General features: G+C 51.2%; 17 protein-coding genes and 3 pseudogenes. 6 read left to right on the top strand and 14 right to left on the bottom strand.

The window, feature by feature from the left end; genetic code table 11:
* Nucleotides 1-91: 91 nt before the first annotated feature.
* The 6 genes and pseudogenes from ACIQYF_RS08395 to ACIQYF_RS08370 form a co-directional block, all read right to left on the bottom strand.
* Nucleotides 92-379: a replication initiation protein gene (locus tag ACIQYF_RS08395; protein ID WP_402859379.1), complete on the bottom strand. Its 288-nt coding sequence runs from the start codon at nucleotides 377-379 to the stop codon at nucleotides 92-94.
* Nucleotides 380-804: 425 nt separating this feature from the next.
* The gene (locus ACIQYF_RS08390; RefSeq protein WP_402859376.1) at nucleotides 805-1,887 is read right to left on the bottom strand and encodes a J domain-containing protein; all 1,083 of its coding nucleotides are present in this window, start codon (nucleotides 1,885-1,887) and stop codon (nucleotides 805-807) included.
* A 103-nt stretch (nucleotides 1,888-1,990) separates the two neighbouring features.
* Complete coding sequence (locus ACIQYF_RS08385; RefSeq protein ID WP_402859373.1) at nucleotides 1,991-3,829, bottom strand: hypothetical protein; 1,839 nt, start codon at nucleotides 3,827-3,829, stop codon at nucleotides 1,991-1,993.
* A 486-nt stretch (nucleotides 3,830-4,315) separates the two neighbouring features.
* Nucleotides 4,316-5,887: a tyrosine-type recombinase/integrase gene (locus tag ACIQYF_RS08380; protein WP_402859370.1), complete on the bottom strand. Its 1,572-nt coding sequence runs from the start codon at nucleotides 5,885-5,887 to the stop codon at nucleotides 4,316-4,318.
* Between the two features lie 299 nt (nucleotides 5,888-6,186).
* A complete protein-coding gene (locus tag ACIQYF_RS08375; RefSeq protein ID WP_402859367.1) occupies nucleotides 6,187-6,897 on the bottom strand; it encodes a hypothetical protein in 711 nt (236 codons plus the stop codon).
* Between the two features lie 336 nt (nucleotides 6,898-7,233).
* A pseudogene (locus ACIQYF_RS08370) lies at nucleotides 7,234-7,823 on the bottom strand (IS3 family transposase); the annotation flags it as partial.
* Between the two features lie 296 nt (nucleotides 7,824-8,119).
* Between ACIQYF_RS08370 and ACIQYF_RS08365 the strand changes: the two are divergent.
* The 5 genes from ACIQYF_RS08365 to cyoD all read left to right on the top strand — a co-directional run bounded on the left by ACIQYF_RS08365 (nucleotide 8,120) and on the right by cyoD (nucleotide 14,556).
* Complete coding sequence (locus ACIQYF_RS08365) at nucleotides 8,120-10,393, top strand: FdhF/YdeP family oxidoreductase (RefSeq protein ID WP_402859364.1); 2,274 nt, start codon at nucleotides 8,120-8,122, stop codon at nucleotides 10,391-10,393.
* 134 nt (nucleotides 10,394-10,527) lie between these two features.
* On the top strand, nucleotides 10,528-11,472 hold the full coding sequence (locus ACIQYF_RS08360) for a COX aromatic rich motif-containing protein (RefSeq protein WP_402859361.1): 945 nt from the start codon (nucleotides 10,528-10,530) through the stop codon (nucleotides 11,470-11,472).
* Nucleotides 11,473-11,483: 11 nt separating this feature from the next.
* Nucleotides 11,484-13,595 (top strand): cbb3-type cytochrome c oxidase subunit I, encoded by a 2,112-nt coding sequence (locus ACIQYF_RS08355; RefSeq protein WP_402859394.1) that lies wholly within the window; start codon nucleotides 11,484-11,486, stop codon nucleotides 13,593-13,595.
* Nucleotides 13,592-14,224, top strand: a complete 633-nt coding sequence (locus tag ACIQYF_RS08350; protein WP_402859358.1) for a cytochrome c oxidase subunit 3 — start codon at nucleotides 13,592-13,594, stop codon at nucleotides 14,222-14,224. Before ACIQYF_RS08355 ends, ACIQYF_RS08350 begins: the two co-directional genes overlap by 4 nt.
* Nucleotides 14,221-14,556, top strand: coding sequence for a cytochrome o ubiquinol oxidase subunit IV (gene cyoD / locus ACIQYF_RS08345; protein WP_402859355.1), 336 nt, complete (start codon nucleotides 14,221-14,223; stop codon nucleotides 14,554-14,556). The genes ACIQYF_RS08350 and cyoD overlap by 4 nt, the downstream gene beginning before the upstream one ends.
* Nucleotides 14,557-14,893: 337 nt before the next feature.
* Here the strand turns inward: cyoD and ACIQYF_RS08340 are convergent, their stop codons facing one another.
* Nucleotides 14,894-15,409: a YagU family protein gene (locus ACIQYF_RS08340; RefSeq protein WP_402859352.1), complete on the bottom strand. Its 516-nt coding sequence runs from the start codon at nucleotides 15,407-15,409 to the stop codon at nucleotides 14,894-14,896.
* A 649-nt stretch (nucleotides 15,410-16,058) separates the two neighbouring features.
* Here ACIQYF_RS08340 and ACIQYF_RS08335 point away from each other — a divergent pair.
* Nucleotides 16,059-16,771: pseudogene (locus ACIQYF_RS08335) on the top strand (IS5 family transposase).
* Between the two features lie 59 nt (nucleotides 16,772-16,830).
* Here ACIQYF_RS08335 and ACIQYF_RS08330 read toward each other — a convergent pair.
* From ACIQYF_RS08330 to ACIQYF_RS08300, 7 genes and pseudogenes are all read right to left on the bottom strand, one after another.
* Nucleotides 16,831-16,932 (bottom strand): annotated as a pseudogene (locus ACIQYF_RS08330) (IS5/IS1182 family transposase); the annotation flags it as partial.
* The gene (locus ACIQYF_RS08325) at nucleotides 16,931-18,226 is read right to left on the bottom strand and encodes a cytochrome c (RefSeq protein WP_402859349.1); all 1,296 of its coding nucleotides are present in this window, start codon (nucleotides 18,224-18,226) and stop codon (nucleotides 16,931-16,933) included. The gene ACIQYF_RS08325 and the pseudogene ACIQYF_RS08330, both read right to left, overlap by 2 nt.
* Nucleotides 18,227-18,236: 10 nt before the next feature.
* Nucleotides 18,237-18,776, bottom strand: coding sequence for a (2Fe-2S)-binding protein (locus ACIQYF_RS08320; RefSeq protein ID WP_402859391.1), 540 nt, complete (start codon nucleotides 18,774-18,776; stop codon nucleotides 18,237-18,239).
* 2 nt (nucleotides 18,777-18,778) lie between these two features.
* Complete coding sequence (locus ACIQYF_RS08315) at nucleotides 18,779-21,712, bottom strand: xanthine dehydrogenase family protein molybdopterin-binding subunit (RefSeq protein ID WP_402859346.1); 2,934 nt, start codon at nucleotides 21,710-21,712, stop codon at nucleotides 18,779-18,781.
* Nucleotides 21,713-21,971: 259 nt separating this feature from the next.
* Nucleotides 21,972-22,976 carry an XdhC family protein gene (locus ACIQYF_RS08310; protein WP_402859343.1) on the bottom strand — a complete coding sequence of 335 codons (1,005 nt, stop codon included), beginning with the start codon at nucleotides 22,974-22,976 and terminating at the stop codon, nucleotides 21,972-21,974.
* Between the two features lie 41 nt (nucleotides 22,977-23,017).
* Nucleotides 23,018-23,581 (bottom strand): NTP transferase domain-containing protein, encoded by a 564-nt coding sequence (locus ACIQYF_RS08305; RefSeq protein WP_402859340.1) that lies wholly within the window; start codon nucleotides 23,579-23,581, stop codon nucleotides 23,018-23,020.
* 489 nt (nucleotides 23,582-24,070) lie between these two features.
* A complete protein-coding gene (locus ACIQYF_RS08300) occupies nucleotides 24,071-26,695 on the bottom strand; it encodes an EAL domain-containing protein (protein ID WP_402859337.1) in 2,625 nt (874 codons plus the stop codon).
* Between the last annotated feature and the right edge of the window lie 46 nt (nucleotides 26,696-26,741).

Below are 26,741 nucleotides of genomic sequence, written 5' to 3'. Positions count from 1 at the left end.
ATTACGAAGCCTTGCTGCCGTGGAATTGCTCACCCGCATCGCCTAGCTGAGCGCACCGCCCATCTTGAGTCGGGTGGGGTTTATGGAGCGCTTACGTTCGGACAGGGGTTTGTAGCAAGTAGAGTAAATGAGCGTGCCCATTGACCGGGTTTCGAGCTATTAGGTTCGGAGCTGGTGCCCCTACGTTATCCCAGTGCAAACCGGCATCGGTTCGGTCTAAGTCAAAAACCATCCAATATCTATGGGTAGGCCCATTAGGTTGGATAAGCCTTGCAAGTTTCGCTTTTTCTTTTTTGTTGATTTTTAAGCCGCTGATTAAATCATCGGTGTGGTAAGGTCTTCTTGGTAAGTAGTCCTCAAATAGTTTTACGCATCCCATTGTTATCCTCTTCTAAGTTGTTTAGAAAAAGAAAACCTTGGGAGATGACTTGACAATAATTTTTATAATGATTAAATGGTTGTGTTGATTGAAGTTTTTTAAAATTTTATTGTAGTATCTGGCCACCTTCCCCAAGGTGCTTTTCTTTTTCTGCTCCTTTCAAATTGCCATACTTTCGAGGTTTGTCAAACTTGGATGCTAAAAAGCCCGCTTGCTTGCGGGCTTTTCTATTTTATTCTTTGGGGAATTTTCTTTTGCACATGTCGTAGGCTATTTGTGCATGAAATTTGCTGCCCCCATTTTTTGCGTTATATAAAACACAATCTTCAAAATTTCTAGGACTTACGAATAAGTTGTAAGAGATTGCCAAAATAAAAATCGTTAAAGTGAATATAATGGCATTTCTTAAGCTTGTATTTGAGAACTCAAAACGCATTTTCTGGTAGCCTCTGGAAGTCCATATTTCCGTTGAGCATTGTGTAGATTGTCAGGGATATATCGCTATATTGAATGCCTTGAGCTGTTTGGATTTGCTCAACGTCAAAAGGGTCTGACTTTGAGTTGCACCCATTCTTAATGTCTTTGTATTTAATTACATAGTTGCCCGGTTCAATTTTATTCATCTTGAATGTGCTGCCTGCTGGAATGTACGCCTCTCGGATTCCAGAAGATTTTCCATCAGAAGGGCGAGCAAGCTTAATGTAAATGTTTGAGTTGCCTTTAGTATTGTCTATCGTAATAGTCGAATAACCATTGGCTCTAGTGATCGGCCCTACATAGGCAGCACGAGCGGGCCAAGCCTGTCCATTAGGGGCTTTTGTCATTTCTGGAGAGCACATGGTAGGAGCTGTTGGCTTTGTAGGAGCTTTAACAGTCGGTGCTTGTGTGCCTGTATTGCCTGTTGGTTTGATATTGGTTTGTGTTAAAAGCTTTTTACTTTCTTCCGGTGTTAAATTATATGCTTGCTGAAATGGCGATGTTTTCGTGGTTTCACTATTTTCTGTTGTTGATTTAGAATTGTTATAATCTAAAAAGTGATCCCAGTATCCGGCAATCTTATTTTTCATATCTGTTGGAGTAAGTGTGTACCCCCAACCTAGAAGTATCAATAAAGGTAGTATTGTCCTTGACCATTGAAACGGTTGTTTTTTTGAACTGGTGGGTTCTACCGGTTTTTTTTCCCGCCACTTATCTGAAGAGGCCGATGCTTGTGGCTGTGGCTGTGGCTGTGGCTGTGGCTGTGGCTGTGGCTGTTCTTTTTTTGGATCAACTCTATGAGCAGCTTTCCATTCTTCAAATCTTATCCATTTATCATGGTTATCTCGTTTTTCTGGATCAGAGAGAACCTCATATGCTTCATTGAGATGTAGCATAATTTTAGCTGCTTGCGGATCGGGGTTACGATCAGGGTGGTATTTCTGTGTTAACGACTTGTAAGCTGCACGTATAACCTCTGGAGGGGCGTCCCGTGAAACTTTTAAGTTATCGTAATGGGTGCGGATTTTCATTGGCATATCCGTTGCGTTCAATGCTGGCATTCTACCATTGAGATGCCGCCAATCCAAGAATGGTGTTGAAGGGGATATAGGCTATAAAGCCGCTACATTGCGGCTATTGATAGGGGTCGTAAGGGTCTCGGAATGGGCTTGGGGGCTTAGGTTTTAAAAATCTTCTCCTTCTGGCTTGTTTGGCTTGCTCGGCTTCTTCTTTGTCAAATTCTATTATTTGCGTGTTGGTGAACTTGTCGGATACGAATAGCTGAGCTTTCTCTTTAAATCCAAATGCAACCTTGTTGGGGTCTAGTCCTTTCTCTTTAAGCTGTTCTTTTACAGACCATAGATAGTCGTGTCGCTTTTCTTTTCCCATGTATTTAGCGGTTTGTAAGATGTTTTCTTTCATTTCTTGATACAGGGTGTCGGTGTCCTCGTGCATTCGTTTGGCGTGTAGTACCTTATCCACCTTTACATCAAACTTATGGATTAGTGGTTCTAGTTTTTCGTCAAGTATCGTTATAGCTTGCTTAATTCTTTTGTGCTTTGCGGATTCGGCTGTCACTTTTCCTTTTAAGGTATTTAGATTTTTTTGTAATTTATCTTTTTCTGCTTTGAAGTTTTTGCCTAACTCAACTTTTTTATTTTGTAGCTGTGTAATGTCTTGCTGAATATCTATTCGTTTTTGCGTTAGGGTGCTAAGGGTTGTCGTGTTTTCTTTGATTTTGCTGTCAAACTGGGCGAGCTTTTTGCTCCAATGTGTTTCGGCCGTTTCAATCTTCATTTGTAAATTAAGGCTGATTTGTTTCCCTTGGCGTATTTCTTGGTCAATCGTGCCTTTTGTTTGTTGCTTGTTCTCGATTTCTATTGAGACTTCCTCAAGTTTATTTTGTTTATCTTCAAGTTGCTCTTGTCGCATTGTATAAAGGTTAAATGCCCTATCTTCTTTGGCTTTCTTACTTTCAAGTCTGATTTTCTTTCTAAGCTCAAGGTTTTCTTGGGTTTTTTCCAATCTATTAGCTATAAGTGGAATATTTTCAGTTTTGAATTTTTTATTTATGTGCTTGTAAAATAGCTCCTGTAACGCTTCGCCTATTATTTGGCTCTGCTGATAGGTCTGTTGCTTGGTGTTTAGAGGCGTGTAATCCTTGAAAAAATCAAGATGTTTAATGACTTTATTGGCAAGCACCGCTTGCTGTTCTGTCAGGTCATATTCCCCGGTTCTTTTGTTTTTACAGTCGATAAAAATATGAGGGTGGTCGCCAACCTTCTTTTTACCTCCCTCTAATTCATCGCCGTGGTAAACCGTCAATAGGACGTTATAGTCGGGAAAATATTTGGCGTAGAAGTCCTGAATTGCAGAAACGTAAAATTCAGCCGGTAGGTCTACTTGGTTGTGCATGGGGAATTTAAAGAAAGCCTCTTGGATAACTGTTTTACGGCCATCCAGCGGTTTTTCTGCTTGGGTGATAGTGTTGTGTAGGTCTATGTAATTTTGGACGCTTTTGAGCTTCTGGGCCTTCCTGCTGACCTCGAAGGCTTCAAAATCTTCTTTGACTTGTTCGCCGTCGATGTAATCGCCACGCTCGATCAGATCATCAAGGTAGGCAGCTATGGGTTGGCCTGCCTCGTCTTTAATGATTTTCTTGATTTTGTATTTATATTTGCCTTTAGTTTCTACGTCTTCTTTTCTCTGCTCTTTGCTTCTATTGACCAGATGAAAGGGTGTTAGCGTGTCTTTAATGAATGACAAGGCGGACGCCTCATTCATCGAGACGCGATTGCCGTTAATTATGAATATGTTGTTATGGGATAGGTCTTCGTCCCATTGTATTTTCTTTTCTTCTTTGCTGTGAACACGCAAGGAATGCTTTAAGGATTTCCTTAGTTTTCTGGCGGTGGAGACTGAAAAGTTAAGTCTCTTATATAGCATGGTTGTGCTTTTGATTTCATTGCTCATTTAATCCTCAGTAGTTGTTGTTTTTTACTCCTAAATTTCAGCGAGATGCTTTTGCTCTGCTCTTGGGTATCCAAAGGGGCACCCTTTGGCCCGACGTTACCACTTCTCATCTTTTGCGAAGCAAAAGTGTGAAGTTGTAACCAAAGGGTTGATAAATGCTTCATATCGCTTTGCTCATTTGCCTTATTTATAATTTACCATAGATTAAATTTTGATCAAATGTGTGGGTTGTTTGTGCTTGCGTAAGCGTGCGTGCGGTGTAGTAATCTTTATTATGGCTATCTGTTATATTTGATATCTATATATTGATAACTAAACACGCAAGCGTATGCGTGTATACACATGAGGCGTGTGCAGGGGCGTGCATTATGCGAGACGATTTGTAAAAAGATGGTGATTTAGAAAAGGTCAAAAGCTCTTCTGGTGGGTAAGAGCTTAGGAGCCTTTGATTATTGTTCTGAGTTTTAACGTGTAACGCTTGCGACTTTAGGTTTTTAGCTTGTATTTTAGTTTTGATATTGCATCGTGTTTTTGCTTTGGGCTTGGTCCTGCACTGTATACGTCAAATGTAACGGTTCCGGTCTCATGTCCGACGATTGAGGCAATGAGTATTCCGGGCACGTCTGCACGTTGCAATTGCGTGATAACAGTCTTACGGAAGCTATGGAAAACGTATTGGCTGTTATATTCGAGTGTGGTTTTTAATCTGCCAAATTGTTTACTGAGTGCGTCGGAACGGTTTCCGTATTTGTTTCCTGCTGGGGAGCTAATCAAGAAACCGTCTTTTGAACTACGGATCAACCTTTCCACGGTTTCTTTTATGGCTGGGTGTATCGGTGTATGTCGCTCACTGGCGGCGGTTTTCCCATCATAGAAGTAGAAGCATTGAATGCCTTCCTCGGTAACTATGTCTTGGGCTTGAAGCTGGCAAAGCTCTTCAATCCGTGCTCCGGTGTAAGCACCTAGTAGTATAAGGTCGGTGAGTGTTTCACGGTTTTTTGTAGCTTTTGCTGCGTCATGGAGCTTTGTAACCTCTTCCGGTGTGAATGCCTTCCTTTCCATTGCTCCATCGTTCCTTTTGCTGCGGTTGACTGGGAAATCGTGTTTTTCAAAGGGGGATTGCTGGTCGCGGTGCAGCTTTTTAAAATTTTCGTCGTGCTTAATGGCCCACTTCCAAAAACTTGACCCGGCGAATAGGTATTGCTTTTTAGTCTTAATGGAAAGGTTAAGCGTATCGAGATAGCTGGCAATGCTTTCGTGGTTGAGGTCGCGTTGCTCTGCCTCAAGCCAAGCATTCATCAATTTCAAGCGATTTGCCTGCGTGTCTACTGTCTTTTGAATAATGCCCTTGGTATTGGTCTGATAGGCTTCAAATGAGGCGATTCTATTAGTTGTAATGGGGGACTTGATTTTGTAGTTGTTGGGGTTGTCGAGAATTGATTTAATTTCTTCAATGCTGCTGACGCTAATGGTTTGCCCTGCGGTGATCTCGTAATGCTCTACGGTTTTTTGTAGGCGGATGTAGTCATTAAATCGCTCAATCTTTCGTTCGAGCGGGATATTTTCACCCAATTCATACCATTTATTTTTGAAAACCTGATATTCACGGAATGGGTTTTGGCCGTATAGGTCGAAATTAGCTTCAAACGCTTCCTTGGGGCTTTTCCATTTCTGACCATGCAAAATTACGTCGGTGATGTAACTTCCGAGTTCGTCCAAGCTTTCCCGGCTGAACCTCGGGTCTACATCATCGGGATTTTTAGGCATGACAAGGCTTAGCAGCCCGTCTTGCTGGCTCGTCTGAATCATCTGGGAAACGCTAAATGACGTTTCTGGCAGGTGGTCGGGGGTTGGCCCAGCAATGCGTAGCCGAGCGTTCGCTATGGCCTGTTTCCATACGTGTAGGAACGCCAATTTCTTTACCTGAGCTTCTGGCTTGCTGCCGGTCTTGAGCGATTCGGTGAACTCGCTCCGGTTCAAGACGTGGCGAACGTCCTTCGGGATGCTTAGGCGGACGTGCCAAGTGCCTGACCGTAAAACGAGGTTCTCGCTTGCCATTTTCGTCACTAATCGGTGGTTGGGATGCCGAAAAAGGTAGCTGGTTTTGGTCTTGATTTGTAGCAAAAATTTGTAGCAAAATCGCCTAAAAGCCTCGTAATCCTTGATTTTAAAGGGCTTGATGGGTTGATTCGGAAAGTCCCTATCTCTCCGCCATACATAGAAAACCCCTGTAATTCAATGAGTTACGGGGGTTTTTAATTTTGGGTTGTACTACTCGGTTGTACTACTCAAATCTCCATAGCTGCACGCAAAATCCTTCCCTGCACCGTCGATCCCAATTGGCTAGCAATGCGGTTTCAAGCCCCTCCGGTTAGCTCGCCTACCAATGCCGCGTGGCAATTGGAAAACAGCTCTGCAACCTGCTTCAACGTACCGATGATTCCTTTGGCCTGTGTGTCGTCGTGTGAGAAGGTTTCGACCACGTTGTTATGCTGATCAAGCATCAGTAGCGTCTTGGTCGGCTTTTGGTGCTGTCCCATTCTTGAAAGCAGGGCATCGTAATCGTCCTCCCGGATGACGGACTTCTGTTTGTCTTTTTCCTTGTCCTTTGTAACTGGGTAGCGGAAGAGCGTACTTGATGAGTCCGTTGCCTCGATTTCACTGATCCATTGCCCTAGCTCGGTGGGTAAGCTCCAATCTGTGTTTGTGTGGGTAGCTAGGTACTCGGCGTGGTCTTCAAAAAGCGAGCAGAAGTGTTGATAAAGCGGTTGAAGGCCGTGGACGTTATGTATGGGCTTCCACTTCTCCCCGACAGGGATTTGAGGTTCGCCGCTTGCTGGTATGGCACCGTAGGGGATGTTGAGTTTCCTGTGAAAAATGATGATCGCTGACTTCAGGAAAAGCTCTATAGCATGCCGGTAGAGAAAGCTCACTGGCAGATGAGCATTCAAGGTTGGGGTGCTCTCTCTGGAGTCTTCAAGAGCCTCAGCAGCGTCCCTGAACGAGTCTGCGACTGCACCAAACCCTGAGTCAAAATGCCTATCTAGCGGTAGCATCATGTAAAGCATTACTGGCCTCCTATGGAGATGGCGTATAAGCGAAAGGTCTATCACCCAGTTCTTTGCTGCCCTGAAGGCTCCACGGCACATGATGAGGCGGTCTTGGGGAGCTATTTGGTAAACAGAGCTGTGTTCCTGAGAGTGTGGCAGGATCGGTGCGAGACGCATGATGTGTATTCGAAGGGGGCGAGCCCTGCCCAGAAGCTGGCGGCAATCTCTGTAAAGGGCGGCTGATCAAGCAAGGTTGCTGTTAGACCTCTGTATAAGGTGGGTCATTCTTTTTAAAGCCTGATCGTTCTGCAAAGATGGCGTTCTGCTTAGCGGTACTTCGCCGAGTGTAGTGGATCAACTGATCCCGGACACGGTGTTAAGGTTTCTTCGGTTTTTACCGGAGCCAACCCATCGTAAAATTGATGAGGTCGAATCCAGTTGTAGTGATGCATCAGGTACTGGCTGATGTCTCTCTGAGCTTGTTGGCCGTTCATGTAGCCAGTGGTCGGTATCCACTCTGTTTTCAAGCTACGAAATACCCGTTCCATCGGCGTATCCCAGCCGTTTCCTCGGCGACTCATGCTAGGGCACATGCAGTAATGCTACAGCCGTTGGCGAAAGTTGCGGCTGCCATATTGCGATCCCTGATCCGAGTGAAACAGTAGTCCTTGAGGCTTGCCTCGTTGTTCGTAAGCCGCGTCCAACACTTTCACTACCAAGTCTGCATCCGAATGTGCGGATAACGCCCAGCCCACCACTCGGCGAGTATAAAGATCCAACACAACCGCCATGTAGTGCCATTTCCCTTGTGCCCAGATGTAGGTGATGTCGCCATACCAGACTTGGTTGGGCGCGTCGACATCGAACTCTCGGTTCAAGATATTCGGGATATCAGGCCGCTCTATTGTCGCCTTTTTATAGGGGTGTGATCCCGGTTGCTTGCTTCGTTGAGTACCACTACAAAATAACGCCAAGGAATCAGGCTGATTTAATGTCATGTAGTGATATTTAGATAGGTTAAAGCGAGGTGAGTGCGGGGGAGCACCTTGGCTCAGAGCGGCCCCCAAGGTCAGTAGCCTCATTCTTGACAGATCTATATCGCTTACCTATGGTCAATTTTCGCCTAATACACCTTTAAAAAGTAGACCAATAATCCTGAGTGAGCCTGTTGGCTACGCTTTGCATCGGGCATGACGTCCGGCCAAGGCGCGAAGGGTTCCAAGCTGTTCAAGGAGTGAACATGTCTAAAGAAGGGAAAGTCGATGGTATTCGTGATTACAAGGCACCCCCCGGTGGGTGGGGTGCATTAAAGGCAACGGCTAATGCCATTCGCGAGCAAATGGAGAATGTGGATGCCGTTACCACCCTCCTGAGAACCAATCAGCCCGACGGCTTCGATTGCCCCGGTTGCGCATGGCCAGACAAAAAGCACCACGCCACCTTCGAGTTTTGCGAGAACGGTGCCAAGGCCGTTACGTGGGAAGCGACGAGCAAACGCGCGACCCCGGAGCTTTTTGCGGCTCACACGGTGAGCTACCTGCTGAATCGCAGCGATCACGAACTGGAGAACTACGGGCGCCTCACCAACCCGCTGGTCTACGACCGTGCTTCAGACACCTTCAAGCCCGTGGCGTGGGAAACCGCGTTTGAGCGCATTGGTGAAGTGCTGCGCAGCCTTGACCCAACCCAGGTGGAGTTCTACACGTCCGGTCGTGCTTCTAACGAGGCGGCCTACCTGTTCCAGTTGTTCGCCCGGGGGCTGGGCTCCAACAACTTTCCCGACTGCTCTAACCTGTGCCACGAGCCCACCAGTGTCGGGCTGCCGCGTTCCATCGGTATCGGCAAGGGCACCGTGTCCCTGGAAGACTTTGATCAGTGTGAGCTGGTGATATCGGTTGGGCATAACCCCGGCACTAACCACCCACGTATGATGGGTACGCTGCATGAGGTGTCGCGGCGCAAGGTGCCGATTCTGGTGTTCAACCCCATCCGTGAACGTGCCCTGGAAACCTTTGCCGACCCGCAAAACATGGTGGAGATGGCCACCTATGGTTCTACGCCGATTGCTTCCACCTACCTGGACGTAAAGGCCGGCGGTGATGTTGCCGCCATCAAAGGGGTGATGAAGGCGGTGCTGGCCCTTGAGGAGCGTGTGGGCGGCGTGCTGGACCATGACTTTATCGCGACGCACACTAACGGCTTCGAAGCATTGAAAGCCGATTTGATCGCCACTGACTGGTCAGTGATCGAGCACCACAGTGGTTTGACCCGCGATGCGCTAGAGCGTGTCGCGGCAGCGTATGCCAAATCCAATGCCACCATCATCACCTATGGCATGGGCATCACTCAGCACAATGCGGGCACTGAAAACGTGCGTTCGTTGTGCAACCTGTTGATGCTGCGCGGCAACCTGGGCAAGCCGGGTGCTGGTATCTGCCCCTTGCGTGGCCACTCCAATGTGCAGGGCAACCGCACGGTGGGCATTACCGAGAAACCCTCGGCCAGCTTCCTGGCGAAAATTGAACAAGTCATGGGCTTCAAGCCGCCTGCTGCAGCGGGCCACAATGCCGTGCAAACCATGCTGGCCATGGTGGCAGGCACCTCAAAAGCGTTGATTTGCCTGGGCGGCAATTTTGCAGTTGCCTTGCCAGACCCCGAGCAATGTTTCCCGGCCATGAAACAACTGGACCTGAGTGTGCACATCGGGACCAAATTAAACCGCTCGCATTTGCTGGTGGCGAAAGAGACCTACCTGTTCCCTTGTCTGGGCCGTACCGAACTGGACCTGCAAAACGGTATCGCACAGGCGATTACGGTCGAAGACTCGATGTCGATGGTGCATGCCTCTTCAGGCCGTTTGCCACCGGCTTCCGAACACCTTCGCTCCGAGCCCGCCATTGTGGCCGGCATGGCCAGCGCCACACTGCCTCATTTGCCGATCGAGTGGCAGGACCTGACAGAGCATTACGACCGGATCCGTGATCTGATCGAAAAAACTATCCCCGGCTTTGATGACTACAACCAGCGAATCCGCGTGCCCGGAGGTTTCAGATTGCCCTTGCCACCCACCGAACGCATTTGGCCAACCCCTTCCGGCAAGGCTGAGTTCTATGTGTACCCGGGCGTCGATGAAGACTGGGTCGTGGAGGACCCCGACGTGCTGCGTCTGATGACATTGCGCAGTCATGATCAATACAACACCACGATTTACTCCATGGACGACCGCTATCGGGGCGTTTTTGGCCGTCGCGATGTGTTGTTTATCAGCGCCGAAGACCTTCAGGCCCGCGGCCTGGCCCACGGGGATCTGGTGGATATCGAGACCGTTCATGCGGGTCGACGCATGCGCTATGAAAAAATCACGGCGGTGGAACACAAGATCGCGCCAGGCTCTGTTGGGGCTTATTACCCGGAAGCCAACTGCTTGATCGCGCTGGAGAATATCGACCCTCAGAGCGGCATTCCGGCTTACAAGTCGGTGCCGGTACGCATCACGCGTTCGAGCCTGAACTGAGCCTTTGGTAAGCGTTAATCACGAATCAGCCTCCTGGCAGGGTATGGACGGGGCGTCATCCCGGCGCATGCCTTGCCCCAAGGCACCTCTTATAAAAGTGCTGATCAAGTAGTAAGACTCAAGGAGATTACAGCGTGAAAGGAATTATCACGTGGGTTCTGGTTGTTTCGACCCTTTCGTTGCCGACCTTGGCACTAGCCGCTTCCCCTGCCGAAACGCAAGTGTATTCCGCCGGGTTTATCGACGCGGCAGGCCCGGTCGCCGCCGCGCAATTCGAGCACTTCAAGACGATCATTTTGCTGATGCTCATTGTCGTCGTGCCCATTTTTATTCTGGTGCCGTGGGTGCTGTGGCGTTACCGACGGGGCGGACGCGGTGCGTATCGGCCGGACTGGGATTTCAACTGGGGCAACGAAGCTGTTTTGTGGGGCGTCCCCATTGTGTTGATCATTATCCTCAGTTCGGCGCTGTGGGCGCACACCCACAAGTACGACCCTTACCGTCCGCTTGGCAACGACCCGCTGGACATTGAAGTGGTCTCGCTGGACTGGAAATTCCTGTTTATCTACCCGCAACAGGGCATCGCAACGCTGGATTATCTGGCCCTTGAGCAAGACCGTCCTGTCAGGCTGAAGCTCACCAGCGGTACGGTCATGCAGTCCTTCATGATCCCGCAATTGGCCGGTCAGATTTACACCATGGCCGGCATGACCACGCAATTGAACCTGATGGCCGACCGTGAGGGTGAGTACCTGGGGCGGAACACGCAATACAACGGCGATGGTTTCGCCACCCAATCCTTTCGTACCACGGTGATGTCCGCTTCGCAGTTCGACCGGTGGGTCCAGGACACGCGAAAAAGTACTCAGACACTGGACCAGGCCACGTATGACGCGCTGCTAAAACCCAGTGTCGAGCATGCACCGCGTTATTACGGCACGGTTGAAAACGGTTTGTTTGATCGCGTTCTTTCCAGCTTTACCGGCGGTCATGCCCACGCTGGCAGAACAGCCCCCGAGGCGATACTGCCGAGCGAGCACCATCACCCACAGAACAATGCAAAAGGGGCAGAGCAGTGAGTAGGGAGACTATTTTCGGACAACTTGGCTGGGACTCGCTGGTCTTCACCGGTGCTATCAAACACCCCTCCGCCAGCGAGTTCGTGGCGTTTGGTGCGGGTAGCATTGTGGTGCTTGGGGCCGTCGCCGTTGTGATTCTGCTCACCGCGATGCGCTGGTGGGGCCCGCTCTGGCGCGACTGGCTGACCAGTGTAGATCACAAGAAAATCGGCATCATGTACATCGTGATCGCCCTGGTCATGTTTTTGAGAGCCCTGATCGAAGCGGGTGTGATGCGCTCTCAGCAACTGGCCGCTTACGACAGTGCCGGTTACCTGTCGGCTGACCACTTTGGTCAGTTGTTCACGACCCACGGCACCATCATGATTTTCTTCGTGGCGATGCCGTTCATCACTGGGCTCATGAACTATGTGATGCCCCTGCAGATTGGTGCTCGGGATGTCAGCTTCCCGCTGCTCAATGCCATTTCCCTGATGCTGACGGCGGCTGGCGCAGGTCTGATCATGGTGTCGCTGGTGGTGGGTGAGTTCTCAACTGGCGGCTGGAGCGGCTATCCGCCGTTTACCGGTATCGAGTTCAGCCCCGGAGAGGGCGTGGACTACTGGATATGGTCCGTCACCCTGGCATCGATCGGCTCGACCCTGACCGGGCTCAACTTCGCTGTCACACTCTATAAAAAGCGCTGCCCGGGCATGGACATGTTCCGCATGCCGCTGTTTTGCTGGACGACGCTTTGCACCTCGATTTTGATGATCTTCGCCATGGCGCCGCTCACGGTCGCCACGATCATGTTGGCCCTGGACCGCTACGCCGGTTTCCACTTCTTCACCAATGGTGGCGGTGGCAACATGATGAACTTTGCCAACCTGTTCTGGCTGTTCGGGCACCCGGAGGTCTACATCCTGCTGCTGCCGGCATTGGGTGTGTGGTCAGAAGTGGTGTCGACGTTTGTTGGTAAGCGAATCTACGGCTACACCTCACTGGTGTACGCCACGATGTGCATCGCGGTGCTTTCGTTCGGCGTTTGGCTGCACCACTTTTTCACCATGGGGCAAAGTGCCAACGTTAACGCCATTTTCGGTATTGCCACGATGATCATTGGCATACCGACCGGCGTTAAGGTGTACGACTGGATCCTGACCATGTACCGGGGCCGGATCCGCATCACCACGCCTATGCTCTTCCATATCAACTTCCTGCTGACCTTTGTACTGGGTGGTATGACCGGCATCCTGCTGGCCAACCCCACTGTCGACTTCCAGGTGCACAACTCCCTGTTTCTGATTGCGCACTTTCACAACATGATCATTCCGGGTGTGCTGTTTGGTATGTTTGCCGCCGTCCAGTACTGGTTCCCCAAAGCCTTTGGGTACCGTTTGCACGAAGGTTGGGGCAAGGCGGCGTTCTGGTCATTGGCCCCGGGTTTTTTGTTGGCGTTTTTCCCCCTCTACTGGCTCGGCATGAATGGCGCGCCACGTCGCACCGTGATGTGGGCAGACCCCGCTTTTTACCCTTGGTTGGCCTTGGCGATGCTGGGGGCGGTGCTGCTGTTGGTGGGCACTGTGCTCTTGCTGGTACAGATCGGCGTGTCGATCCGTCAGCGCTGTCAGCTTGCCGTACCGCTGGGCGATCCTTGGGACGGGCGCTCGCTGGAATGGTCGATTCCATCGCCACCGCCAGCCTGGAACTTTGCCGTGGTGCCACAGGTGGACGGCCGGGACGCCTTTACCGAGGCCAAGAAAAACGGTCAGGCCTATCGCTCACCGGCGGCTTACAGCGACATTGAAATGCCGTGCAATTCCATGGTCGCGCCGCTGATTGGCATCTTTACCTTTACCTTGTCGTTTGCCCTGGTGTGGCACATCTGGTGGCTCGTCGTGGTTTCGTTCATCTTGGTCTGGGGTGTGGTGATCGCCCGATCGTTTGTCTCGCAGACCCACGAAATCATCCCGGCCAGCCGGGTAGAAGCCGAGAACGAAGCTTTTCTAGCCGCTGCACGCGCCGCCCCCGGGGTGACGCGTGACCTGGAAATGAGCCCTGAAAACCGAGGCAAGGCTGCTCCCGACAGGCTTGGACAGCCTGGCCAGAAACGACCTGATGACGTGCTGGAGTCAGCGATATGAATGCATCTCAACCCCTGCATCCAGGCATGAACCTGGATGTGACTGACCGCAAGAGCCATGAGGAAGCGTCAGAAGTCATCTTCGGTTTCTGGATTTTCCTGATGAGCGACCTGGTGCTGTTTGCCGCGCTCTTTGCCACGTATGCGGCCATGAGCACACAAGGTATTGCTCAAGGGCCGGCCCCCTCCGAAGTCTTTGACCTTGGTTCGGCGTTTATTGAAACGCTGTTGCTGTTGCTGTCGAGTTTCACGTTCGGCTTCGCCATATTGGCCATGAAGTACAGCACCAGCCGTCTGCGGTTACTGGCCTGGCTTGGCGTCACGGCATTGCTCGGTGCGGCGTTCGTGGCGTTCGAGCTTCACGATTACTACGTGATGATCGAGAACAATAATGCGTGGCCGCAAACCAGCGGCTTCCTGTCCGCTTACTACCTGCTGACTGGCACCCATGCCGTCCACGTATCGGCAGGCATCTTGTGGATGATCGTGCTGGCGGTTCAGGTGATGACGCTTGGGCCCAACCCCCTCGTCAAACTGCGCCTCCTGCGCCTGGCGCTGTTCTGGCACATGCTGGATATCGTCTGGGTGGGGATCTTCACCTTCGTCTACCTGTTCGGAGTCGCCGCATGAATCTAAAAACCGCATCGAACAGCGTCCCGCCGGCCGAGTCGCGCAATGAGCAACGCAACTATTGTATCGGCCTCTGCCTGGCGCTGTTGCTGACCCTGATCGCGTTCGGCCTGGTCTGCCTGAACATGGTGAGCGGCGCTCAGGCTCTCGCTGTACTGGGGGTGTTGGCGCTGGTGCAAGTGGTGGTGCACTTGCGCTTCTTCTTGCACATCGATTTGGGCAAGTCCCATCGCGATAACCTGATGCTCATCTTGTTCACTTCATTGATACTGCTGCTGATTGTATTGGGGACCATCTGGATCTTGTGGGATCAACATGCACGCATGATGTAACGGGGCAAGCGGTAGCAAAAAAGGGTGAACGCATGGCGTTCACCCTTTTTTGTGTTTCGGTATTCAGGCGCGACAGGCCTGCCTTGGCTCAAGGCAGCCGCTACGTCATGCGCACAGGGCTGTTTTTGGACAACCACAGATCATAATGACTGATCCCAGTTCGTCATTAAAAAGCTGAATACCGCAAATACCACCAAACACACCACGATGACATGATGCTTCTTGATTTTGTCTCTCATGTTGTTCCTCTTTTCACCCTGAAATGTTCAAACCAGTACGCGCGGCCCGAAGATCGATAAAACCGCCAAACAATAGCATGGTAGTTAAAGACCGAAACTTAAGAACGATTCAATGAGGCGCGATCACGCAAATCACGCCTGACCGCCTCGATTGTCCAGATCCAGAATGCCGTGCCGACAAATTCGGAAATCAATGCTTCGGGCCCGGCAATCCATAACCATCCGGAAAGCCCCATCAGCGGTACGACCAGCCCATGGGCCAACACCGAAACGCCGACCCCAAATGCAATGCCGTGTAGCAGGTTAGCCCTGGGAAAGCGTTCAACCGCCAGGCAATAAATGATCGCAATGGTCATGGAGAAAAGAATATGAACGCCATTTCCTCCCCAGTTGATGCTGTACCCCATCCACTCATATGTCATCACATCCACGTTAAAGCCCAGCTTCTCCAGGAGGATGACGGGCGGGGGTGTTGTGCTGAGCGTTCGGGGCGGAATCAATGTTTCAAAGCCCGATTTCACCAGCGCAGAGATAATGCCGGCAACAACCCCGGCTAACAGCGCCAGCGCAATTCTTCTGTCTTTTGCGGGGCGCTCGGCTAATAAGTTGAACATGTCACACTTCCTGTGCTCATCGATTAATGTCATGTGCCCGCCATTATTGCCGGGCACTGGTCTGAGTAACGTTTGACTTTAGTCTGTTTTGAATTTTTGACAGGCGCGCTTTACGAGGCCGGCACTCCTAGTGCCGATCCTGGCGTGTGCAGGCCGATAAGGTTTGGCTGTCAAAGGATGCTGCACTCGGCAGGGCTTGCAAGGCCAGAGGAGCAACGGCGATTGATCGCCGCCAGTCCTCACCAACCTCCTGTTTTGGGATCGCACGGGCTAGAAACTGCTACGTAAATAGTTGTACATGCGATCTGCCTGCCCGCGTATTTACCTGATCACTAGCCCAGGCTCCGGAGCTTGGGAGAGTGCTCGTCTGTCGTCCTTGACTAGATGGTCGAACGGAGTGAGGTTGTAGGCAGACTAGGAGCCCTCCCCAGACACAATAATGCCCGCACAGGTATGCTCCGCTCGAATTGCTGACCAGCTGCGATAAGTTGCAATGTCTCCGACACGCACCGCTATCTGACAAAAAAGACCGATACATCGTTTGGTTACAGAGCGTTCTCATTTGAGGTGGTTTAAGTCGTTCGATATCCTTGAACCATTTGGGGGCAGGATGAGGCTCTACTGGCTGCGCGATGATCAATGAGAGCGGATCAAGGATCTACTGCCGGGAAAGGCCAGCGACCGAGGTGTCACTGCCCGCGATAACCGCCTATTTATTGAAGCCGTATTGTGGGTGGCCCGAACCGGCTCCCCTTGGCGTGACCTACCAGATAGCGATGGTCACTGGCATCGTGGCTATGTCCGCTATGACCGATGGTCACGCAAAGGCGTTTGGCTGAAACTGATGGCCTCGCTCGCCGGGGGAGGCAGACCTGGAACACCTGATGGTTGATGGCAGTATTGTCCCCGTTCATCAGCATGGTGCCGCAAAAAAACAGCACAGGCTGCCAAGGCCATGGGTAAGTCCCGAGGTGGCTTGAGCACCGCAATACACGCAACCGTGGATGCCCTCGGTAACCTGCTGCGCTTGCTGTTAAGGCGGGGGCAAGCTTCGGAATATGTACAAGCTGCAGCTCTGATTGATGGTTTTACGTGCGAAGCCGTGTTGGCAGACAAAGGCTATGACTCCGCCGCCTTCGTCGATGCAATCCAGTGCATGGGGGCTGAGGCCGTGATCCCCTCTAAAAAGAATCGTCTGAACCACGTACACTGGATCGGCATCTCTACAAGGCGCGCAACCTGGTGGAGCGTTTCTTCCTGAAGCTCAAGCAGTACAGTCGAATAGCGACCCGATATGAGCGACTGGCCAGGCACTATCAGGCGATGTTGAGTCTCGTGTCAGCCGTCATTTGGCTGGCCTGATTGAGAACGCCCTGTAGATTTTTTCGTCCACTTTCCGTTTTAACCGCGCAATTCACAATTCCCCCCCCCCCAGCTGTTTTTCGAGCCTTCCAGAGGTTGGACAGAGTAAACAGTGTGGTCAATTGAACAGTTTTTTTCATCATCCTACGAAAGCGTACTTTATTTGGCAGGAGCGATTGCCTCGACTTGCTCTGCTGTAATTGCCTTGCCCTGGCCTCCCCATTGAGCACGCATCCAGGAGGCCAAACCCGCAACTTCTTCAGCACTCATTCGATCCGCAAATCCCGGCATGGCATACATACGCTGATTCCCGGTGAACGTTTGTGTGGGAACCCCCTGCAAAATAATGGTCAGCAGATTAACCGGGCTGTCCATGACGACAGCAATATTGCCATTCATTGGCGGCGCAACATTTGGAATGCCTTCCCCATTGGTCCCGTGACATCCGGCACACGCGGAGAAGTAACTGAGTCGGCCACGCTGCAACGGCGTATCACTGGCAGCAGGTAGTGGCTCAGGTGCTTTTTCCGGCTTAAGCAGTTGACCATCCTTACCGGTCATCAGGTATGAGGCGATAGCATCCACATCAGCCGCTTGTATCGCACTGGTAGAGAAGTGCGTCACGGTATACATGCTGCCAAAGGCTGTGCCTTGGGCAGAGATGCCGGAGCTCAGATACTCGCTCAATGACGTAGTGTTAAAGCCTCGCTTTGCCAGCGTCTGTGCAGTGATGTCAGGGACCACCAGGCCATCAACGACGTCACCTCCCTCCAGGGAGCGTGCAAAAGCAACACCCATCGTGACATTGCGCGGCGTATGACAGGCCCCACAATGCCCCAGACCTTCCACTAAATAGGCGCCGCGCAACCATTGTTCCGAAGCCCCCTCGCGTACAGGCGGTTGACGGTCTGGAAAGTTGATCAATGCCCAAAAGTTCATAAATGGTCGCACAGGCAGCCTGAACACTCCGGTGTTAGCAACATTGGGCTCAGCAGTAGACGGCAGGCTCATGATGTAGGCATACAAGGCATCAATGTCTTCGGGGCGCGTGATATGCGTGAAGACAAAAGGCATGCCCGGATACAGATTCCTGTTGCCGGGTGCGATGCCATCACGCAGCACACGATGAAAGTCTTCACGGGTGTAGTTGCCGATGCCATAGGTCTTGTCATGGGTTATGTTGGTCGAATAGAGGGTTCCAAACGGTGTATCAATAGGTACACCGCCGGCACCTCTTGGCCCCTGAGGCAGCGAATGGCAGCCCATGCAATTTCCAGCCAGGGCCAACTCACGGCCACGAGGGAGCAACTCCCGGGTCTGCGCATCCGTCAGCGGTTGCTGTACACCAGGTGCAACCGTTGAGGGACGGAACACACCCAGGAGTACGGCTAGAGCAAGCAAAACCGCGACAACTATGAAACTCACCAAGCCATTGCGTAAACGGTTACGTTTCATTGCCTGCTCCTTAGTCGATCACGCAGCCAGGAGTCTTCAGCGCGACGTCCTGAACAGCCTGGTAGTAACGGACATACCCGGTACAACGACAGATATGGTCATTGAGCGCTGTTTCGATTCGACTTTGTAAGTCGGCACGTTTTACAGGTTGGCGCTTTAAAGATTCAACAAACACGGTGGCTGCAGTCACGAACCCCGGAGTGCAATAACCGCACTGAAATGAAAAGTGTTCGATAAAGGCCTGCTGTATCGGGGTCAGGTCGCTCACCTCGCCATGCTCATCCCGCTTGGCCTGGCCCTCAATGGTAATCAGCGTTTTGCCATTAAAAAAGTGGGCGTCAAAGATACATGTACGCGTCTCTATGGGGATTCCGTCGGGTTGAATTTCCATGACGGTGCACGCATGGCAAATGCCTTGCCCGCAACCAAAACGAGTGCCTGTCAGATCAAGGTGTTCATGCAAAAAATCGATCATGGGCATGCCCACAGGCGCGTCTACCGGACCTACTTTCTGACCGTTTATGGTGAGGGTCAGTAAGCGTTTCTCAATACTCATAGCATCAACGCCTTTTTAATTTTGTTGGCTGTCACTGGAAGGTGATAGAAGCGCGTTCCAATGGCATGAGTAATGGCATTGCCCGTCGCAGCTACAACCGGGATCATCACCACCTCGGCTAAGCCTTTGGGTGGGGATGTTTCAGTGAGAGGATCAAGATAGGCGGCCGTTTGCGTCCACACGGCGACATCTTTGGCCCGTGGCAACCTGTAGCGGTTGAAGTTCCAAGTGCCGTTCCCCGGGCCATCACCGTACAAAGGGAGTTCTTCCATCAGCGCGTGACCAATACCCATGGCGATACCGCCTTGCTGCTGGCCTGACACCAGAGCTGGCACAATGATATTGCCGGGATCGAGCAAGCTGTGATGATTCATGATCTCAACGTGCCCTGTGAAGGTGTTGACATTCAGTTCTACCAGGCAGGCTGCTGGTGTATAGGTGGTGACACCCGCGTTGTTGCGCTGGGCAGACGGAAACTGAACGTTACTGCGCTTGATGAAGTCATAGCCGCCGGTAGACATTCTTGCCTTCAACGACTCGGGAGCAGCATCTCCATAGCGCACTGCGATTGCATCTGCGGGTAGATTCTTGATCCCCAGTCCAGGAATCTCGAAATCGGCACGAGCCCATTGCCAACGGCTGAAGCAGTGCAGGGCAACGCCTGTGACAAGTCCCATTTCATGGGCTTTACGGGCGATTGCTTCGAATGCTAGTGGCGCCATACCGCCGCCGCCGATACCGCCAGGCACTGCCCGCAGGTCTTTGGCGGTCATAAAGCCACTCGCCAGCTGGCCTCCTGCCGGACCACTGCTCCAAATGGCCTGTGCAGCAGGCCAAACAGTATTTTCAAGTAGAAATTGAGCAGCCTGACGTGTACCAAATCCGATGAAGTAGACACTGTTTGAAGCGCTCATCGCGGGCAAAATAGCGGGCACCCAGAAGGGGTCCCGTGCAAGCTCGTCCTGTTGTTCCTGTGTAATGGAGAACGGTTCGAAATTACTCTTTAGCGGCAACTGAGCGAAGTTGGTTTCACCAAAAATTGCGATATCAGGTGCCTTGCCCAGCAAGCGCTGCACCATGACTTGCTGCGCCGTCGTAGCACCGGTACCAATTTCTTGTACGCAGTGGCGCATTGTAATCTTGCCTGCTGCATCGAACTCTAATAACAGCGCCGTGGTATCTGCACCCGTTCCATAGTCTTTCTGCACTTGTGCAAAGCCCACGCCGTAGCGACGGCCGGGATTGGCTGCCTCGTATTTAACTTTTTCCTGCTCGCGGTTTAGCCACAGTGGATGACTCGAGGCGAGGTCAAGCATCTCCAGATTACGTGGGTCACCCAGCTGGACTGCACCCTGAGTGTTTGGATCGCCCGCCTGCAATGCATTTCGCTTACGCAACTCAATGGCGTCTATTCCCAACTGCGCAGCAACTTCGTCAATCAGTAACTCTGTGATAGACATGGCCTGGAGAGTGCCGTACCCGCGCATCGAGCCCGCTTCGACTGCGGCTGTTGCAATCGCAGCAGTGGCCAGATCGGACTTGGGAAAGTAGTAGATGGACTGAGCTGCGGTGGCAGCGACTTGCGCCACTGAGAAAGAAAAGTTGGCGCGACCACCACCATTACAATTATAAAAAGCTTTAAGCACCTCGAACTTCCCGGTCTTGCGATCAGCGACCAGCGTTAGATCCATCTCGATACTGTGGCGCTTCATACCCAACTGGAACTGCTCGTAGCGGTCATTTGCCAGGCGCACAGGCAGGCCATCGCCATAAAAACAAGCTGCAATCGTGTAGAAAGGGAAAATGGAGTGATCTTTGGAGCCATATCCAACGGTGGTGCCAGACACCAGTTCAATTTTTTCAACTGGAAAGCGCTTGTTATCTTTGACCATGAACGCGGCAACCCGCGCAACTTCATACGGAGACTGCGCAGCAATCAGTATATGCAAGGTACGCGTCGATGCATCGTACCAAGCATTGCCGTTATCAGGCTCCATGGCACTGGGGTCAATGGACTGCGAAAACCCCTGGCGTTGCACAACAAGTTTGGCAGGGTTGTTACGTGCAGCTTCAATCTCTGCCTCAATAATGCCCGCAGCGGCCATACCCCGGCGCATCGGCTCATCGGTCTGCTGAGCGACTTTTAATGGATCGCGAACACCGCCACCGCCGCGATGAGGCAACAAGACTGAACGCGGAACAAAGATGCCGTCCGGATCCGCTTTAGGCCAGGTCGGCGTATCACCGTCAAAATTCCCCCAAATAACAGCATCCTGGATAGGTGAAAAGGCAGGAGGGGCAGATGGCGTTTCACCACCGATTCTCACATAACGCGCCGCTCCATAATTGGGAGGCTGGATCAATCCGGTCTTCCTGCCATATTTGACTGCAGTGGTTTCGAATCGCAAACGCCGCTTGGCCGCTTCAAAACGGTCAAAGTCATGGAAGATCAATAAAGCCACAGGGTGCCCGTATAGTGGGGCCGTGTTACCCGCCGGCAGCAGAAAGTCCTGACCGTAAAATCCAACGCCTAAATCTGCCAGTTCGGGAACCCGGACACCGTCTTTTTCCAGATCGGCATGCTTTAAAACCCGATCTGGCTGCAAGTCTGGCCCAAGCATCGACAGGTCAATATCGTCAAATGCATGTTCTACGTCGGTTGCTTTGAGGAAAAAACCATGTGCTTGTTTTTCTGGCCAGCCAGGCAGGTTTTTGGAGCGGAAGTCACGGGCGAATACTTTTTCACCCGTGACTTTTCGTATCGCATCCCATCGATATTTCACATTGCCATCGGGCCCCATCCATTCGGATGTTTGCGCTCCTGAATGAACTTCACGCGCCTGAAGCGCAGGCAAGCGGCCGAACATAACAGTGATACCCGCAAACGTTCCAAGCTTGATAAAGTTGCGTCGATTGATGCCTGATGCCATGTTTTCTTCCTCTAAACACAGTCATACCGGTTTAAGTCGTCATTGAGCATAGATGCAAGCGCAAGAAAAAATAATGAGGTGTGAGATGAAAATCCCGGATAAACAAGCTTAGATGAAAAGCGATAGAAAGCCAGGTTCAAATAATATAAATCCACCGATCGTTCTCTCTAAAATAGTCGCGGAGATTTACCCGTCCGCCAGTTATGACATTGAAGTTAAATGACTTGCTTTTTAAATAATTTCATGTGGCTTAACTAAGTCAGCTGCGCTCAAGTTGCTCTTTTTTTAATTTCCCCGCGCTAATCTGCATCGCAGGTTCAAGGATGACACCGTTTTTAATGGCAATAATCTCCGCCATAATGCTCACCGCTATTTCAGCAGGCGTTTTACTGTCGATGAATAAACCAATGGGGCCGTGCAACCGTTGCATCGTTTCCTTTTCAATCTCAAAGTGCTCAATTAATCGTGCACGCCGAGCCTCATTGTTCTGACGCGAACCAATGGCACCGACATAAAAAGCGGGGCTCTGGAGCGCCTCTATTATCGCCAAATCATCCAGTTTAGGATCGTGACTAAGCGTCACCACGCCTGAGCTTGGGTCTGGCCTGAAAGCGGTGACTGCATCATCTGGCATACACCGTAACAGGGGGACTTCGCTCTCGTTCCAGCTGAATGTATGTTCAGGACGAGGGTCGCATACCGTTACCGTAAATCCCGTGCTCTGGGCAATTGCCGCTAGATACTTTGCGAGTACCCCGGCACCGATCAACAACATGCGCCATCGCGGGCCTATGTACATTGCCAGTTGCTGATCATCTAAAAACAAAGGTGCGTACTTGTTGACGACGGTTAACTGCACATCCCCGGTTTCGCAATCCACGGTGCGCCGCACCAAGGCCCCGCCATCCAGATATTCCAGTAGCTGTTCAAGCCGCTCTGCACAAGGGTTGCGCTCCACCATCAACTCAATGGTACCCCCGCAAGGCAAGCCAAAACGGTTGGCTTCCTCTGCGGTCACGCCATAACGAACCACAGTGGTTGATGGCGTCGTTTCAATATCTTTAAAACGATCAAACAGGTCATCCTCAATGCACCCGCCCGAGACTGACCCCACCATTTCTGCCCCGACTCGCAGGGCCAGCATCGCTCCGACTGGACGAGGCGATGACCCCCAGGTCTTTACAACAGTGATGAGCAACGCGGCTTGCCCTGCTTGGCGCCATGCGTGCAGAGCACGCAAAACCGTTATATCGACAGCATCCATGGCTTCTCCGACAACAACGTTGTGACACATGTGAGGTGTAATCAATGGGTACTAAGCCAGAGTTCGGCTCGTTGCAAATCTTCTAAGGTATCGATGTCATGCACGATGCCTGGGTCATCAACCAACAGGGCTTTGACTTGCCCTTGACTGTCCAGGGCTTGCAGTACTGAGCGAGCCCCTTGGTCACCCCGCAAGCCGAGCAACGCCTCAGCACAACTCGCTGCGAAAGCGACAGGGTGGCCTTGGCGCTGTTCCCAGTACGGCACGACGGCCTGATAGGGTTCATAAGTAATTAAAGCCTGCGCAACGGCGCGAAGTGTTGTAGAGCATACCAGTGGCATATCCGCAGGCAAGATCAACCAACCCGCCGCACCCTGCGTAGAACGCACACCGCAGGCAATTGAGTCACCCATGCCTTCAGTCTCTGCCCCCGCAGGACTGACTACATGGCACTGCAAGCCAGCCTTTGCAACGGCTTCCAGCACATGGCTCATCACCGGTTTTCCAGCCAGTAGCGCTTGCAGTTTATGTGTATGGCCACCACTGGAAGCAAAGCGCACGCCTTTACCTGCTGCCAGCACTAACACCGTTACGTTCATGTTCATGGACCCAAACCACTGCTCTCGCAGATGCTTGAAAACATTTTAGAAATCACTCCGGCAATTGGTTCTATTGGTCAGGTGGCTCTGGATATCTTTCAGGGCGGCCCATCGTTTAGAGGCGCTTTGTCGACGTGACATAGTGCATCACGATAGCTCGCTGTAGAAGAACGGGGGATTTATTTAGGAAGGAGGACGCTATGTCATCACGTTGTCTCGGGAGTTAAGGCAAAGAGGTGTCTACGAAACTAGGGGCTATTCACTGAAAGGCTCCGCGTGAGGGTGATTGCTATGAAACATGTCCATTTTTCGCGTGTGCAACACGTTTTAGATGCCTGACAGACGGCTTAGATTTCACCTCTACGTGCGGAGTTTAACTAATCAATATGAGTCTACGTTGTGCGTTATTACTAGCGAACGAGGATTGAGCCAAAGTGAGTTGGGCTTACGTCCTGACCAGTCCAGCCAGTTAAGAAGCCCCATGTAGGGATATGTTTAATAAGTAGCAGTCGCGGTTTTGAATGCTTCTACTGCAACGGGTTTGCCAAACAGATAACCTTGAAAGTGCTTACACCCACTGTCACATAGGGCGTCATACTGAGCTTGAGTCTCGACTCCCTCGGCAATCACCTCAAGACCCAGGCTATCCGCCATGGCAAGGATGGCGCGAACAATAGCAAGGCTGCTTGTGTTTTTCGGTAAGTCACGGACAAATGACTGGTCTATTTTCAGCTGATCAAGCGGCAACTGTTGAAGGTAAGCCATGGATGAATAACCTGTACCGAAATCGTCGATCGAAAAGCGAATTCCCAATTCCCGTAGTGTTTGCATGCGTATCACTGCCTTGTTCTTATCAGTGAGCAGCAGTGATTCGGTAATTTCGAGCTTAAGAAGCTGCGGGTTGGCATGGGTCTCATCCAGCAGATGCTTAATGAGAGCGATAAAGTCATCCCTATAGAGCAGCTTGGAACTAATGTTAACTGCCAAGTTCAGAACTGCACTCTGTGGTTGGTCTGCCCAGCAGGCAAGAAGCTCACAGCCTTGGCGCAGGGTTGCAAGATCCATCAGTTCAATAAGATCACTGCGTTCGGCAATCTCGATGAAAACGTCAGGTCCCAGTAAGCCTCGCTGGGGATGGTGCCAGCGCACCAAGGCTTCTGCACCTTCTAGTTGCCGATGGATACCAGCCTGTGACTGCAAATAAATTACAAACTCGCCTGCGGCCAAGCCACGGCGAATGTCTTCTTCGAGTTTCAGACGCAGGCTCACCGTTTCCTGCATTTTGGGGTCATAAAAAATCAGCGCGTTCTTACCCGAAGCTTTGGAACTATACATGGATAAATCAGCATGCTGCATCAGCTCATCTACCGTGTGATGAGCATCATTGAACATCACGACTCCCAAGCTGGTGGTATTGTTGAAATGCCACCCGTCAACTAAATAAGGTTGACGCAACGCTTCTAACAGCTTTATGCCAATTTGCTCTACCTGAGAACTCGCCTTCTCAGCATCAGGTTGCAAGCCCTCCAAAAGAATCACGAACTCATCGCCACCTAGTCGTGCAACGGTATCCTGTTCGCGCAAAGTTTTCGTGAGACGCTTGGCAACATGGCATAGTAATTCATCGCCAACCTGATGGCCGCAGAGGTCGTTGACGTTTTTAAAGTCATCCAAGTCGAGAAAAATAAGAGCGCCATATATACCGTTACGGTCACACAAGGCCATCGCCTGTTGCAGGCGGTCACGCAGTAGTCGTCTATTGGGTAAGTTAGTCAGTGAGTCATAGAAAGCCAAGTGCTGGATTTTCTGCTCGGCACTTTTGCGCTCAGTGATGTCGGTGAACGAAGCCACATAGTTGATGACACGGTCCTGCTTATCTCGCACGGCACTGATAGTTAGCCACTCAGGGAAGACTTCACCGCTCTTGCGGCGATTCGCAATCTCTCCCTGCCAGAACCCATCCTCGATGAGGGTTTGCCACAGCTCCTGATAGAACTCAGGAGCCTCGTGGCTCGAGTCAAGCATGCGGGTGGGTTGACCTATAACTTCAGCTTCGGTATAGCCAGTAATACGTGCGAAAGCTCTATTAACCTTAATAATCCGTGTCTGAGCGTCGGTGATTATCATGCCTTCCTGAGACTCGAAGGCAATCGAGGCAATTCGTCGATCCTGATCATAAGCAACCCGCTCTGTTATGTCCCGTGCCATTAGCACCACTGCACGCCGACCCTGGATAAGTGTATCTAAGCGTCGTGCTCGAGCTTCGAAGTTACGCAGACCTTTCTTACTTTTTATCTCATATTCGATGGTTTGCGGACTTTCACTGGCTAGGGTGCGGCTGATAAAGTTCATAAATATATCGGCCTGATTCGCCGGCAGTACATCTTGCAGACGTTTTCCCAGTAATTCAGTAGCGCCCGTAAAAAGCAGGTCGTTGTCAGGTACGTTTATTTTCAAGTAGCGCCCCTCCTCATCGAGCACAATAGACAAGTCAGGTACAGCTTCGGAAATAGCTCGCAGATACGCTTCGCTCTGACGCAATGCCTCACGGTTAATTTTTTGTTGTTGATCATCTTTCAGCATCAAGCCCAGTAACAGCGTTGCGGGTATCAGCACAATCATCAGCGGCACAAGTGCAAGCTTCAAGAACAAAGAAAAATATTCGGCTGGCAGTAGCGCTAGACTCAAAATCTCCGAGCCCTCAAGCATGAGGCCAAGTATCAGCAACGACCCCACATTGAAGGGTATCCATCCCCTGTGATGCATGTGCCTAAATGCCAGTCCCATCAGCACTGGCATCAATATAGATAGCAGCCCAGGGATGGCGCCTACACCGCCAAGCCAAAAGCGATAGCTACCGGCCATAACACCCGCGATAGCACCAACCAATGGCCCGCCGAACAAAGAAGCCATACTCAGTAAAGCAGCACGACCATCTATTATTACCCCATCAATTAAAACCAGTGGACTTTTCATGCCGATAATACACACTATGCCGAACAACAGACCCTCACAGATCTTACTCAACTTATTGTGCCCGTCTAAGTACCGCATAATCATCCGATGCATCCAGCACAGAGTAATCAGCAGCGCGATGTTCTCAATAAGGTCTTTAAACATTAGCGTTCTCACTGTGCAGAACTGGAAAAACAGATTTGTAATGAGC

This window comes from Pseudomonas sp. NPDC096917 (assembly GCF_044762555.1).
In the GTDB taxonomy this organism is placed as follows: domain Bacteria; phylum Pseudomonadota; class Gammaproteobacteria; order Pseudomonadales; family Pseudomonadaceae; genus Aquipseudomonas.
This window is presented reverse-complemented; position numbering and strand designations above follow the sequence as displayed.

What these genes read in the sequence shown, in the direction of transcription:
- ACIQYF_RS08315 (WP_402859346.1), bottom strand. Translation starts at nt 21,712, where the DNA reads ATGGCATCAGGCATCAATCGACGCAACTTTATCAAGCTTGGAACGTTT.
- ACIQYF_RS08380 (WP_402859370.1), bottom strand. Translation starts at nt 5,887, where the DNA reads ATGGCAAGCGAGAACCTCGTTTTACGGTCAGGCACTTGGCACGTCCGC.
- ACIQYF_RS08300 (WP_402859337.1), bottom strand. Translation starts at nt 26,695, where the DNA reads ATGTTTAAAGACCTTATTGAGAACATCGCGCTGCTGATTACTCTGTGC.
- ACIQYF_RS08385 (WP_402859373.1), bottom strand. Translation starts at nt 3,829, where the DNA reads ATGAGCAATGAAATCAAAAGCACAACCATGCTATATAAGAGACTTAAC.
- ACIQYF_RS08310 (WP_402859343.1), bottom strand. Translation starts at nt 22,976, where the DNA reads ATGGATGCTGTCGATATAACGGTTTTGCGTGCTCTGCACGCATGGCGC.
- ACIQYF_RS08325 (WP_402859349.1), bottom strand. Translation starts at nt 18,226, where the DNA reads ATGAAACGTAACCGTTTACGCAATGGCTTGGTGAGTTTCATAGTTGTC.
- ACIQYF_RS08365 (WP_402859364.1), top strand. Translation starts at nt 8,120, where the DNA reads ATGTCTAAAGAAGGGAAAGTCGATGGTATTCGTGATTACAAGGCACCC.
- ACIQYF_RS08375 (WP_402859367.1), bottom strand. Translation starts at nt 6,897, where the DNA reads ATGCTTTACATGATGCTACCGCTAGATAGGCATTTTGACTCAGGGTTT.
- ACIQYF_RS08350 (WP_402859358.1), top strand. Translation starts at nt 13,592, where the DNA reads ATGAATGCATCTCAACCCCTGCATCCAGGCATGAACCTGGATGTGACT.
- ACIQYF_RS08305 (WP_402859340.1), bottom strand. Translation starts at nt 23,581, where the DNA reads ATGAACATGAACGTAACGGTGTTAGTGCTGGCAGCAGGTAAAGGCGTG.
- cyoD (WP_402859355.1), top strand. Translation starts at nt 14,221, where the DNA reads ATGAATCTAAAAACCGCATCGAACAGCGTCCCGCCGGCCGAGTCGCGC.
- ACIQYF_RS08395 (WP_402859379.1), bottom strand. Translation starts at nt 379, where the DNA reads ATGGGATGCGTAAAACTATTTGAGGACTACTTACCAAGAAGACCTTAC.
- ACIQYF_RS08340 (WP_402859352.1), bottom strand. Translation starts at nt 15,409, where the DNA reads ATGTTCAACTTATTAGCCGAGCGCCCCGCAAAAGACAGAAGAATTGCG.
- ACIQYF_RS08390 (WP_402859376.1), bottom strand. Translation starts at nt 1,887, where the DNA reads ATGAAAATCCGCACCCATTACGATAACTTAAAAGTTTCACGGGACGCC.